13 protein-coding genes are annotated in these 12,733 nt (G+C 67.3%); 2 read left to right on the forward strand and 11 right to left on the reverse strand.

The features are described 5' to 3' along the window. The first annotated feature begins 158 nt into the window (after positions 1-158). Entirely contained in the window at positions 159-1,499 is a 1,341-nt protein-coding gene (locus U858_RS0117620; protein WP_025138468.1) for a DUF3100 domain-containing protein, read from the forward strand. A 104-nt stretch (positions 1,500-1,603) separates the two neighbouring features. Here U858_RS0117620 and U858_RS0117625 read toward each other — a convergent pair whose 3' ends face one another. The 11 genes from U858_RS0117625 to U858_RS0117680 all read right to left on the reverse strand — a co-directional run bounded on the left by U858_RS0117625 (position 1,604) and on the right by U858_RS0117680 (position 11,796). Beyond that, positions 1,604-2,185, reverse strand: coding sequence for a hypothetical protein (locus U858_RS0117625; protein WP_025138469.1), 582 nt, complete (start codon positions 2,183-2,185; stop codon positions 1,604-1,606). A 223-nt stretch (positions 2,186-2,408) separates the two neighbouring features. Continuing rightward, complete coding sequence (locus U858_RS0117635) at positions 2,409-3,014, reverse strand: glutathione S-transferase (RefSeq protein WP_025138471.1); 606 nt, start codon at positions 3,012-3,014, stop codon at positions 2,409-2,411. 27 nt (positions 3,015-3,041) lie between these two features. Beyond that, positions 3,042-4,748: an FAD-dependent oxidoreductase gene (locus U858_RS0117640; RefSeq protein WP_025138472.1), complete on the reverse strand. Its 1,707-nt coding sequence runs from the start codon at positions 4,746-4,748 to the stop codon at positions 3,042-3,044. A 5-nt stretch (positions 4,749-4,753) separates the two neighbouring features. After that, a complete protein-coding gene (locus U858_RS0117645; RefSeq protein WP_025138473.1) occupies positions 4,754-5,494 on the reverse strand; it encodes an SDR family NAD(P)-dependent oxidoreductase in 741 nt (246 codons plus the stop codon). Between the two features lie 8 nt (positions 5,495-5,502). After that, entirely contained in the window at positions 5,503-6,255 is a 753-nt protein-coding gene (locus U858_RS0117650; RefSeq protein WP_025138474.1) for an SDR family NAD(P)-dependent oxidoreductase, read from the reverse strand. Between the two features lie 9 nt (positions 6,256-6,264). Further along, positions 6,265-6,984, reverse strand: coding sequence for an ABC transporter ATP-binding protein (locus tag U858_RS0117655; RefSeq protein WP_025138475.1), 720 nt, complete (start codon positions 6,982-6,984; stop codon positions 6,265-6,267). Beyond that, on the reverse strand, positions 6,977-7,741 hold the full coding sequence (locus tag U858_RS0117660) for an ABC transporter ATP-binding protein (protein ID WP_025138476.1): 765 nt from the start codon (positions 7,739-7,741) through the stop codon (positions 6,977-6,979). The genes U858_RS0117655 and U858_RS0117660 overlap by 8 nt, the downstream gene beginning before the upstream one ends. Continuing rightward, a complete protein-coding gene (locus U858_RS0117665; RefSeq protein WP_025138477.1) occupies positions 7,738-8,742 on the reverse strand; it encodes a branched-chain amino acid ABC transporter permease in 1,005 nt (334 codons plus the stop codon). Before U858_RS0117665 ends, U858_RS0117660 begins: the two co-directional genes overlap by 4 nt. Next, positions 8,739-9,641 carry a branched-chain amino acid ABC transporter permease gene (locus tag U858_RS0117670; protein ID WP_025138478.1) on the reverse strand — a complete coding sequence of 301 codons (903 nt, stop codon included), beginning with the start codon at positions 9,639-9,641 and terminating at the stop codon, positions 8,739-8,741. The genes U858_RS0117665 and U858_RS0117670 overlap by 4 nt, the downstream gene beginning before the upstream one ends. 72 nt (positions 9,642-9,713) lie before the next feature. After that, positions 9,714-10,925: an ABC transporter substrate-binding protein gene (locus U858_RS0117675; protein ID WP_025138479.1), complete on the reverse strand. Its 1,212-nt coding sequence runs from the start codon at positions 10,923-10,925 to the stop codon at positions 9,714-9,716. A gap of 79 nt (positions 10,926-11,004) precedes the next feature. Next, positions 11,005-11,796, reverse strand: coding sequence for an SDR family NAD(P)-dependent oxidoreductase (locus U858_RS0117680; protein ID WP_025138480.1), 792 nt, complete (start codon positions 11,794-11,796; stop codon positions 11,005-11,007). Positions 11,797-12,000: 204 nt separating this feature from the next. On the opposite strand from U858_RS0117680, the gene U858_RS0117685 reads away from it, so the two are divergent. Then, on the forward strand, positions 12,001-12,678 hold the full coding sequence (locus U858_RS0117685) for a GntR family transcriptional regulator (protein ID WP_025138481.1): 678 nt from the start codon (positions 12,001-12,003) through the stop codon (positions 12,676-12,678). Positions 12,679-12,733 lie beyond the last annotated feature (55 nt).

Below are 12,733 nucleotides of genomic sequence, written 5' to 3' on the forward strand. Positions count from 1 at the left end.
AAAAAATTCCCAGGAAAAGCCCATCCGTTGCATTTTACGCAACGCAATAGCCCCGGTGGTGTCATGGTTGGCTTGCAGCCCCCCGGCGAAAATCGCCGCTGCCGCCCGCCGCGCCGTGGGCGGCCCTAAAACCTACTCACGTTCATCAGGGGAATTCGATGTCTCATGCCAGCGCCAGCCTGGCCGCGCCCACCATGTCGCTGTCCAGCCGCGTCCGCATGCTCGCCGCCATCTTGCTGGTGGTGATCGTGTCCGAAGCGATCGGCAGCGTCACCTTCGCGGTGGGCCCGGGCAAGATCGTTCTGCAGCCCATGCTCTGGGCCATCTTCATCGGCGCGATCGTGGCCGCCTTCGGCCAACGCCTGCCCGCGGGCGCCGGCATCGACACCGCCATGCAGACCCGCATCAGCGGCTACCTGCAATACGCCCTGCTGCCGTTCCTGGCCAAGCTGGGCCTGATGGTGGGCGGCTCGCTGCCGCAGGTGCGCGAGGCCGGCTGGGCGCTGGTGTTCCAGGAATTCGGCCACTTCTTCGGCACCATGGCCATCGGCCTGCCGCTGGCCCTGCTGCTGGGCATCAAGCGCGAAGCCATCGGCGCCACGTTCTCGGTGGGCCGCGAGCCCAGCCTGGCGATCATCGGCGAGCGCTACGGCATGAATTCGCCCGAAGGCCGCGGCGTGATGGCCGAGTACATCACCGGCACCGTGATCGGCGCGCTGTTCGTGGCGCTGATGGCCGGCTTCATCACCAGCCTGAACATCTTCGATCCGCGTTCGCTCGCCATGGGCGCCGGCGTGGGCTCGGGCAGCATGATGGCGGCGGGCGTGGGTGCGATCGCCTCGCAGCAGACGCCGGAAATGGCGCACCAGGTGGCCGCGCTGGCCGCCGCCGCCAACCTGCTGACCACCGTGGTGGGCGTGTACTTCACGCTGTTCATCTCGCTGCCGACGACCATCTTCCTGTACGGCAAGCTGGAACCCGTGCTGGGCCGCTTCTCGCGCGCCAAGGCCGAGCCCGCGGCTGCTGCTGCGGATGCGGCTGACGGCGAAGTGCCGTCGCACTCGGCCAAGATGGGCTTTGGCGATCGCCTGACCGCCTACGCCATCTGCGGCCTGTTCGCGCTGGTGGGCAACCGCCTGGGCTACAACGTGCCGTTCCTGGACGCGTTGCCCGGCATGGCCATCATCATCCTGCTGGTCGTGATTGCCGACCTGCTGCTGCGCGTCGTGCCCAAGCTGCCGGCCGTGGCCGTGCTGTCGCTGATCGCGATGACCGTGGGCTGCCCGGGCGTGCTGCCGTACTCGGACCAGATCATCGCCGCCGTCGGCAAGGTGAACTTCCTGCCGTTCACGACGGTGATCCTGGCGATGGCCGGCCTGTCGATCCTGAAAGACCTGCCTGCCTTCCGCAAGCTGGGCTGGAAAATCGTGGTGGTGTCGCTGGCCGCCAACGCCGGCACCTTCATGGGCGCCACCTTGATTGCCGAGTTCTTCCACTGATCGTGACGGGCTGTCCGGCCGATGGCCGGGACGGCAGGGGCGGTGAGACTTACCGTCCGCCCAACAGAAAGCCGCCCTTTGCAGGGCGGCTTTTTTTTCGCGCATCAGGTGCGTGCGCCCGGACGGTAGCGCGCGTTGTCGGTGACGTTTTCCGTGGGGCCGATGTTCTCGACCTTGGGAATATTCAGGCCGGCGGCCTTCATGGCAACGGCGGTCTGCAATTCCTGCACTTGCGGATTGCCCATCGCCACGCGATACGGCTGCAACGGCGTCAGGCCTTCGATGGTGCCCAGGTCGTTGGCGGTGTCGCCACGCAGCGCGACGGGATCGGGGCGCGCCGAGAAATCGTCCACCGCGCGGCGCAGGCGGGCGTCGGCGTACAGGTCGCGCAGTTGGTCGACATTGACGGCGGCGGGGGCGGCGGCCAGCGCTTGCGGCGTTTGCGTCGTGGCGGGCTGGGCGGCGCGCATGTCGCGGTCGGCCTGGGCCGAGTCCGTGGCCGTGCGGGCAATGCGCTGGGCTTGCCAGGCGGCCTGGGCCTGGGCGCTGCGCTGGGCCTGGCGGGTGGCGGCGTTGCGCGCGGCCCATTCGGCTTCCCAGACCGGGCGGGTGTCGTCCAGCAAGGGAATGCGCGCGGCGTAGGGCGCGGCGACTCGGCTGATGGGGGAGACGGCGGTCACGTTCATGCGTGGCTCCCTGGGCGGGTGGGTCTATCGGTTGGGCTGGCAGGCCCCGCGAAAGTTCAATATAGACGTCGGCTCCGGCACCGTCATTTCCATCTGTAAGAAAAAAAAGCCCCTGGCAAGCGCCAGGGGCCAGCGGCGGGTTCAAGCGAACGCGCCGTACCAGGCAGCCGCCCTTCCTGAAGCCCGGCGGGTTCTCCAGGCGTCGCGGCTGCCCAAACCGTGATCAGGCGTGCGGCAGCGTGGCCTGCATCGACGGACGTTGGCTGAAGGTCTTGAACCAGGCGGCAACGGCGGGGTGGCCGGCGCGCCAGTCGAAGTCGGGGTAGCGGAAATCCAGGTAGCCCAGGGCGCAGCCCACAGTGATGGTGCCGATGTCCAGGCGGCCTTCCAGGCTGGCGGCGGTCTTTTCCAGTTGCGCCAGGCCGTCGCGCACCTTGCCCAGCTGGCCTTCATACCAGCCGTCCCAGCGCAGGGCTTCGGGGCGCAGCACGGTTTCGTAGCGGGCCAGCAGGGCCGCGCCCAGCATGCCGTCGCCCAGCGATTGCTCGGCCAGGGCGCGCCAGCGGGCGGCGCCGGCCGGGAACAGCGCGCCGCCGCCCAGCTCGTTCAGGTATTCGCAGATGACGCGGCTGTCGAACAGCGCCTGGCCGTCATCGGTGAGCAGGGTGGGCACCTGGCCCAGCGGATTGCTGGGGATGATGGTCTGGTCGCGAGCCACGGGGCCGGCGGCGCTGGGCAGCTTTTCGATGCGGTCGACCAGCCCCAGCTCGTGCGCGATGACCATGCATTTGCGCACAAAGGGCGAGGCGGGCGAGAAGTAGATCTTCATGTGGGGTCCTTGAGGGTTGGCGTAGCGTCAGTGTTGGCCGTGGGCCAGGTGTTGTCCAGCGACCCAGCCGAAGGTCAGCGCGGGGCCCAGCGTGATGCCGGGGGCGGGATAGGCGCCGCCCATGACCGAGTGCATATCATTGCCCACCACGTACAGGCCGGCTATTGGCTGGCCGGCTTCGTCCACGGCCTGGGCGTTGCGGTTTGCCGCAATGCCGCATGCCGTGCCGATGTCGCCGGGGAACACCTTGACCGCGTAGTACGGGCCGGCGCCCAGCGGCGCCAGGCAGGGGTTGGGGGCGTGGTCGGGGTCGCCCAGGTAGCGGTTGTAGGCGGTGCCGCCCTTGCCGAAGTCGGGGTCGTGGCCTTCTTCGGCATGCTGGTTGTAGCGTTGCACCGTGGCGGCCAGCGCGTCGGCGGGCACGCCCAGCTTTTGCGCCAGGGCTTGCAGCGTGGGCGCTTGCAGCAGGTAGCCGGCGTCGATCAAATGCTGCCGCGGCCGGCCGCCGGGCAATGCCAGGCCCAGGCCCCAGGTGTCGATGAAGCGCTGGTCGCAAAGCAGGTAGGCGGGCACCGTGGGCGTGTCGGCGTGGCTGCGGTACATGGCTTCGACGAACGCGTGGTACGAGGTCGATTCGTTGACGAAGCGGCGACCGGCGCCGTTGACGGCAATCAGGCCGGGCTTGGCGCGGTCCCACACCAGGTGCGGATAGTGCAGCGGTGCGCGGCCCGGCTGTTCCAGGATGGACACCGGCGCCCAGAATGCGGGGCTGCAATGGCCCTGGCCCAGCGCGGCACCCGCGCCTTCGGCCAGGCGGATGCCGTCGCCGGTATTGTCGCGCGGCGACATCGACCAGTCGCCGGTAGGATGTGGGTAGGCCTGTTGGCGGCGCGCGGAATCCCACGGAAAGCCGCCCGTGGCCAGCACGACGCCGCGGCGGGTGCGGATGTTCATCTGCCGGCCCTGGTGCTCGACGGTAGCGCCCAGCACCGCGCCGTCGTCGCCGCGCACCAGTCCCAATGCTGGCGTATCGAGCCAGTACGGAATGTTGCGCGACAGCAGGGCATGGAACAGCTGCGCGGCCAGCGCATTGCCCAGCAGCAGGCGGGTGCCGCGGTGATAGCCGCGCAGGCGGTCGGTGTAATAGCGCAGCACCAGCTTCATGGCGTGCCGCCACGAGGTGAAGGCGCGCGTGGCGCGCAGCAGATGCCGCACGTCGGTGATGTTGACCATCATGCCGCCCAGCACCGTGAATTCCTTGAGCGGGTCGCGCAGCGTCTTGAAGTGGCGGCCAAGCTTGCGGCCGTCGAATTCCACCGGGTCCAGCGACCGGCCGCCCAGGGCAGCGCCGGGCCGGTCGGGGTAGTAGTCGGGCGACGCGGTGCGCGCGGCGACTTGCAGGAAGCCGCGCTCGACCAGATCGTCCATCATGCGCGGCCCGGCTTGCAGGTAGGCGCGCTTCATGTCGTCGGACGCCGCGGCGCCGACGGTTTCCTGCAGATAGGTCCAGACCTTGTCGAAACTGTCGGGATGGCCGGCGGCGTCGGTCTGCGCGTTCAGCGGTATCCACAGTGCACCGCCCGAAATCGCGGTCGATCCGCCGATGTGGCCGGTCTTTTCCACCAACAGTACGTCCAGGCCTTCGACGCTGGCGGTGAGCGCGGCGCTCATGCCGCCCGCGCCCGAGCCGACGACCAGCGCGTCGACTTCCTTGTCCCACTTGATGCTGTCCATGCCGCTTATGCTCCCGACCCGCCCAGCGATTTGCCGCCGTCCACGAAAATGACCTGGCCGGTGATGAAGTCCATGTGCGGCGCGACCAGGAAGGACACGGCATTGGCGATGTCTTGCGGTTGGCCGGCACGCCCCGTGGGCTGCAAGGCCAGTTGCGCGGCCAGGCGCTCGGCGCTCAGGTTGCGCAGCAGCGGCGTGTCGATCAGGCCGGGCGCGATGGCATTGACCAGGATGCCGCGCGGCGCCAGTTCCATGGCCGAGGCCCGCGTGTAGCCCACCAGCGCGGCTTTCGAGGCCACGTAGTGTGGATGGTTCTTCGCGCCCAGATAGGCGCGCGAGGCGATGTTGACGATCTTGCCGCCGGGGGCCATGTCGCGCGCGGCCTCCTGCGTGAGCGTTGCGACGGCCAGCAGGTTGACGTTGAACATGCGGCGGTAGTCGTCGCTGGTCACGTCAAAGAACTTGCGCTCGTCGAACAGGCCGGCGTTGTTGACCAGCGCGGCCAGCGGCGCCAGGTCGCGCACCAGCTGGCGGGTGGCGTGTTCGTCGGTCAGATCCACCACGCGGTAGTCGACGGCAAGGCCTTTCGCTTGCAAGGCGTGGGTTTCGCGGGCGGCCAGGTCGGCGTTGCGGTCGGCCATGACCACGCGAAAGCCGTCGCGTGCCAGGCGTTCCACGATGGCCAGGCCCATGCCGCTGGCGCCGCCCGTGACCAGCGCGGTGCCTGAAGTGTTGTCTGCTTGCATGTCGATTCCTATACGGCCAGGTAGCCGCCGTCCACGGGCAGCACCACGCCGTTCACGTAGCTGGCCATGTCGGAAGCCAGGAACAGCACGGGGCCGACGATTTCGTCGGCGCGCCCGGCGCGTGCCATCGGGGCGCGCTGCATGTACCAATCGGTGCCGTGCGCTTGAGAGCGCTGGCCGGCCGTCATTTCCGTTTCCATCAGCCCGGGCGCCACGGCGTTCACGCGCACGCCGTGCGGCGCCAGGTCGCGCGCCAGCACCTCGGTGAACGAGCGCACGCCGCCCTTGGACACCACGTAGCCCGCCGTCGAGATGCCGCAGCCATACGCCACGATCGAACACAGATTGACGATGGCGCCGCGCGTGGCCTTGAGCTGTTCGACGAAAGCGTGGGTGACGTTGAACGTGCCTTGCAGGTTCACGCTCATGACGCGGTCCCAGATCTGCGGCGTCTGCGGGTCGTCGAACGGAGCGCGCGCCGAAATGCCGGCGTTGTTGACCAGCACGTCGATATTGCCGTGGCGGCTGGCGGACTCGGCGGCGAAGGCGCGCACCGCTTCGGCATCGGTCACGTCCAGCGCAACGTCGAACGCGCGGCCGCCCTCGGCTGCGATGGCCTGCGCGCTGGCGCGTGCCAACGCGGGGTCCAGGTCGGCCACGATCACCGTGGCGCCCTGGCGGGCAAAGCCCTGGGCAATGGTGGCGCCCAGGCCGCGGCCGGCGCCGGTGACGAGGACTCGCTTGTCTTGCATCATGCTCATGGCAATTTCCTAGGCGCCCAGGTAGGCGCGTTGCACGGCTTCGTCGCTGGCCAAGGCAGATGATTCGCCTTCCAGCGCGATCTCGCCGTTTTCCAGGATGTAGGCATAGCTGGACACCGACAGCGCCAGCTTCACGTTCTGTTCGACCAGCAGGATGGTGATGCCCTGTTCACGGTTCAGGCGCAGCACGATGTCGAAGATCTGCTCGACCACCAGGGGCGACAGGCCCATGGACGGTTCGTCCAGCAGGATCATGCGCGGGCGCGCCATCATGGCGCGGCCGGTGGCCAGCATCTGCTGCTCGCCGCCCGACAGCGTCGCTGCCTTCTGCTCGAAGCGTTCGCGCAGCCGCGGAAAGGTGTCGCACACCATGTCCAGGTCCTGCTTGACCGCCTGGCGGTCGTGCCGCAGGTAGGCGCCCATTTCCAGGTTTTCGCGCACGCTCATGTCGCGGAAGATTTCGCGGCCCTCGGGCACCTGTACGATGCCGCGGCCGACGATGGCATCGGCCGGTTGGCGATGGATGGCCTCGCCATCGAAACGCACGCTGCCCGCCGTGGGCGACACCAGCCGCGAGATGACGTTGAGCGTGGTGGACTTGCCCGCGCCGTTGGCGCCCAGCAGCGCCACGATGGCGCCTTGCGGCACTTTCAGCGACACGTCCTGCAAGGCGCGGATGTTGCCGTAGGCGGCGCTGACCGACTCGACTTCAAGCAGATACTCAGCCACCAGCGGCTCCCTTGCCCAGATAGGCTTCGATGACTCGGGGGTTGCTGCGCACCTCCGCGGGCGTGCCTTCGGCGATCTTTTCGCCGAACGACATGACGGTGATGCGATCCGAGATCGACATCACCAGCTGCATCACGTGCTCGACCAGCAGCACCGTGATGCCGTCGCGTTCGCACAGCTCGGTCAGGATGCGGTCCAGCGTTTCGATTTCGCGGTTGCGCAGGCCGGCGGCCGGCTCGTCCAGCAAGAGCAGCTTGGGCGAGATGGCCAATGCGCGCGCCAGTTCCAGCATCTTCTGGCGGCCGAAGTCCAGGCTGCAGGCGGGGGTGTCCAGGAAGTCGGCCAGCCCCACGCGTTCAAGCAGGTGCTCGACGCGTTCGCGCGCTTCGGCGCGGGCGGGGCGCAGCAGGCGCGACGCCGTGGATGCGCCGTGTGCGTAAGTGCCCAGCAGGGCGTTTTCGCGCACCGTCAGCGCGCTGAACAACTCAAGGTTCTGGAAGGTGCGCGCCACGCCCAGTGCAGCCATTTCGTGCGGCTTTTTCGTCGTGATGTCGACGCCGTCGAACACGATGCGGCCCTGGGTGGGGCGGTAGTAGCGCGAGACGCAATTGAAGGTGGTGGACTTGCCGGCGCCGTTGGGACCGATCAGCGCATGAATGCGGCCCCGTTCCACCTGCATGGACAGGCCGTTGATGGCCGTCAGGCCGCCGAACTTCACCGTCAGACCTTGGACGTCGAGATAAGGCTGGGCGCTCATGCGGCGCTCCTTTGCGTGGGTTTGGCGGCCGAGGTGGCGGCGCCCGTGCGCGTGGGCAGCGGGGCGGCCGGCGGGGGCGCGCGGCGGCGTGCGTCACGGCTGGCGAACAGGCCCTTGGGCGCGAACATCATGAAGCCCATCAGGATCACGCCGTAGATGATTTCCTGGAACGACAGCGCCTGGCGCAGCAGTTCCGAGATCAGGCCGAAGCCCAGCGCGCCGGCAATGGCGCCGCGCACCGAGCCGATGCCGCCCACGACCACCATGGTGAGAATCAGGATGGTGGTCTGAAAGCCCAGGCTTTCGGGGTGGATGAACGAGGCAAAGGTGGTGTACATGCCGCCCGCGATGCCGGCGTACGCTGCCGACAGCGTGAAGGCGGTGCGTTTGATGGCGTTGACGTTCACGCCCATGGCTTGGGCGGCCACATCGCTTTCACGCACGGCCCGGAAGGCCGACCCCAGCTGCGAGCGCGACAGCGCAATGGTGGCCCACAGCAGCAGCGCGGCGATTGCCACGACAAACGGATAGGCCTTGATGTCGGACACCAGCTCGTAGCCGAACAGCGTGGCGGGCGAAATCCGAAAGCCGTTCGAGCCGTTGGTGACCGACTGCCAGTTCAGGAACACCCACTGCATCGCCTCGCCAAAGGCAAAGGTGGACAGCGCCAGGTAGATGTCGCGCATGCGCAGTGCCAGCGCGCCGATGATGTAGCCCAGCACGGCGGCCAGCAGGCCGCCCGCCACGATGGACACGAAGAAGGGCGGATGCCACAGATTGTTGATGAGGCCCGCGGTGTAGATGCCCACGCCGTAGAACGCGGCGTGCGACAGCGCGAACTGCCCGGTTTCTCCGATGACCAGGTGCAGGCCCAGGGCCAGCACCACGAACACCATCAAGAGGTTGACGACGTAGATGACATAGCCGCTGGCCACGAACGGCAGGGCGACGAGCACCACGGCCATCAGCGCCAGCAGGGCGGGATCGAGCTTGGATTTCATACTTTCTTCACCTGCAGTTTGCCGCCCAGGAGGCCTTGCGGACGCAGCAGCAGCACCACCATGATGGCGACAAAGGGCGCCACGACGATGGCATTGGTCGAAATGAACAGCCCCACCAGGTTCTCGGCCACGCCGATCACGAAGCCGCCGACTACGGCGCCCGGCAGGCTGGTGATGCCGCCGACGATGGCGGCCGCGTAGGCCAGGATGGCGATGTGGCCGATGTCGGGCGTGATCAGGATCTTGGGCGTGATGAGCAGGGCCGCCACGGCCGAGATCAGGCCGGACAGCGCCCACACCATCATGCGGATGCGCGTCAGGTTCACGCCCACCAGGCGCGCGGCCTTGGGGTTCATGCCGACGGCGCGCATGGCCTTGCCCACGCGGGTGTAGGTGAACATCACGTACAGCAGCAGCATCACGCCGACGGCCACCGCGAAGATCACCAGGTCCAGCTGGGTCAGCACGGCGTCGCCGATGATGACGGCGTCGGTGGGCGCCAGCGGCGGCAGCGAGCGCGGCGTGTCGCCCAGCCCGGTCTGGCGCACCAGGCCCTTCAGGGCATAGGCCAGGCCCAGCGTGGCGATGACCATCTGCACGCCCACGCCCTTGGAGGCGATGACGCGTTCCATCACCACGCGCTGGAACAGGCCGGACACCCCCGCCACGACGGCCAGCGTCACGGGGATGACCACCAGGTAGGGCCAGCCCATGACCAGGGTCAGGAACAGGGCGATGTAGCCGCCGACCATGAAGATTTCGCCTTGCGCGAAATTGGGCACGTCGGTGGTCTTGAAGATGATGACGACGGCAACGGCCAGCAGCGCGTACACGCTGCCCGTCACCAGCCCTGACAGCACCCCTTGCTGCAGGAACAACCAGAAATCGGCAAAGCTCATGATGGTCTCCGGCGGTCCGCGCGGCGCTGCGCCGCGGCGCGGACCTGGCCTGTGGCCGCGGTAGCGGCAGGTTTACGGCTGGTACTTCCAGACGCTCTTGAAGGCGCCGGGCACCAGCGACATGTTGGTGCCGTCGAACTTGATGTAGATGGCCGATTCCTGCGCGGCGCGGTCGTTGGGGCCGAATTCGATCGGGCCGGCCATGACGCCGGAGTCGAACTTCATCGTTTCCAAAGCCGCCAGCACCTTCTCGCGGGTGGGTTGCGGACCGGCGGCCTTCAGCGCATTGACGACCGCCATGGCGGGCGGCAGGCCGTAAGGCATGTAGGTCTGCGGATGGCCCGGCTTGGCGGCCAGGTCGGGGTAGGCCTGCTTGTACATGTCGTAGACCCAGGTCAGCTTGGGGCCGCCGGGCATGTCGGCCAGCACGTCCTGGATGTAGACGTTCTTGAAGGCGTCCTTGTTGCCGACGTTCTCGACCAGCTGCTTGAGATCGGCGGTGCCGTTCACGGCCAGCACGATGGGCTTGTTCCAACCCAGTTCCTGTGCCTTCTTGATGATCAGCGCGGCGGGGCGGGCGTAGGTGGTCAGGAGCAGCACGTCCGGGTTGGCGGCGCGGATCTTGAGCATCGGCGCGGTGACGTCGGTGATGTTCGGATTGACCGACTGCACCTGCAAGCCCAGGTTGTCCAGCTGCTTGGCCTGGGCCTGCGCGGCTTCCAGGTTCCAGCCGCCGTAGGCGTCGTCGTGGTTGATGTAGCCGATCTTTTTGGCTTTCAGGTGTTCGGCGGCAAACTGCACCATCGATCCGCCCACGGCGTGCTGCGAGATCGAGAACGCGCCATAGATGTACTTGGACGGCGGATACAGCGCGCCGTCGCCGGACGCGTTCAACATCACCAGCGGCATCTTTTCGCGTTCGACGTATTCGCGCGCGGCGACCACTGCGGCCGAGCACGAGCCGCCATTCAGCAGAAAGACCTTGTCCTGTTCGGTCAGCTTCTTCACCGCGGCGACCAGGTCGTTGGCGTTGCAGCGGTCGTCTTCGATCACCAGTTCGATCTGGCGGCCGTTCACGCCGCCTTCCTTGTTGACCTTGGCGTACCACATCTTGGCGGCGTTCAAGACGTCAAAGCCATAGGCCATGCCGCTGCCCGACAGGGGCGCGAACAGGCCGATCTTGATGGTCTTGTCGGTAATGCCCGGTTCCTGCTGGGCCTGGGCGGTGGCGCCGACGGCCAGGGCGCAGAGCGCGGCGGCCGCGTAGCGGCGGGGGTGGATCATGGTGTGTCTCCCGTTTTATGTGTGCGCGCCTTTATGCATGGCGCGTTGCTGCGTAGGCGGCCAGGCCGCCGGATAGGGGTTACTGCATGCGATAGCCGCCGTTGACGTCGATGACGCTGCCGGTGATGTAGCCGGCTTCTTCCGAGGCCAGGAATCGCACGGCGGCGGCCACGTCGTCGACGGTGCCGATGCGGCCCAGCGGAATGGCTTGCGCGGCAGCGGCCAGGGCGCCGCTGCTGGTGACGGTGCTGCGCAGCATGTCGGTGTCGATCAGACCGGGCGCAATGCCGTTGACGGTGACGCCCAGGTGCGCGGATTCACGCGCCATGGCCTTGGTCAGGCCCAGCACGGCGGACTTGGCGGCGATGTACGAGGCGCTGGAACGGTAGCCGCCCAACTGCGCGGCGACCGAGGTGAAGGTGACGATGCGGCCATGCGCCAGCGGCGCGGCTTCGCGCCGGCGCAGGTAGGCGCGGCCGCACAGGAAGACGCCGCGCGCGTTGACGGCGAAGCTGCGTTCCCAGATGTCCAGGGTGGTGTCTTTGATGAGCGGGCGTTCGCCGTTGGCCTGGAACAGCAGCAGGCCGGCGGCGCTGACGAGGACGGCGATGGGGCCGTGGGTCTGTTCGATCTGGTCGAAGGCGGTCTCGACGGCGGTTTCGTCGCTGACGTCGAAGGCGTGGGCAGCGTGCGGGGCGCCCAGCTCATCGGCGACGCGGCGGGCCCGCTGGGCATCGACGTCGGACACGATGACGCGGTAGCCGGCGCGCGCCAGTTCCTGGCAGATGGTGGCGCCGATGCCGCCGCCGCCGCCGGTGACGAGCGCAAGACGCGGGGCCGGGCCCGCGGCCGGCGTGGATACATTGGACATGCTGTCTCCTGTTGCACGGGTCGCCTCGCCTTGGGGAGTGCGCCCGCCTGTCTGAATTTTTTGCGATTATGTATACATGGTGGGTGAGGAGGTATAGGGGGTTTCCCTTGGTTTCATGGAGATTGAGGCTGTCTCATAGGGGAGATCCCTATCAGCGTTTCGTAGGAGGCCGTCGTATGTATTCTTCATGTATACAATGAGGCCATGGATACGCTCTCTCAACACGTTACCGATACGCTGCGGGACTGGGTGCTGCACGGCAAGTTCAGCCCCGGCGCCCGCCTGGAGGAAATCCCGCTGGCCGAGAAGCTGGGGGTGTCGCGCACACCGGTGCGGGCGGCCCTGGCGACGCTGGGCAATGAGGGGTTGCTGGAACATCTGCCCAAGCGCGGCTATACGGTGCGGGCTTACGACATTGCCGAGATCGTGGCGGCGTACGAGGTGCGCGCGGCGCTGGAAGGGCTGGCCTGTCGGCAGGCGGCGCTACGCGGACTGTCGAACGATGCGGTGGCGGTGCTGAAGAATTGCCTGGATGAAGGGGATCGGATTCTGGGCAAGGGGGTGCTGCTGGCGGAAGACCATCTGCCTTATCAGCAGGTCAACATTACCTTGCACAACGGGATTCTGGAGGCGGCGGGGAATCCGTGGGTGAAGCGGTTCGCGACGCAGGCGCAGGCGATTCCTTATGCGTCGGATCGGATCATCCTGTGGGAGGACCATGGGATTATCTTGCGGTCGCATGATGATCATCACCGGATCGTGAACGCGATCATCGGGCGGGATGGGGCGCGGGCTGAGGATCTTATGCGGGAGCATGTTTATTACGCTGGGATCATTCTTAAGAATAATTATGAGAGGTTGGCGCAGGCTTATCGGGTTTAGGGGGGGGTCTGTTGGCGGTTGAGGGTTCTTAAGCCGCGCGTGACGGGGCAGGCGG

The sequence above is a fragment of the Achromobacter sp. DH1f genome (genome assembly GCF_000633435.1).
GTDB lineage: Bacteria > Pseudomonadota > Gammaproteobacteria > Burkholderiales > Burkholderiaceae_B > Achromobacter > Achromobacter deleyi.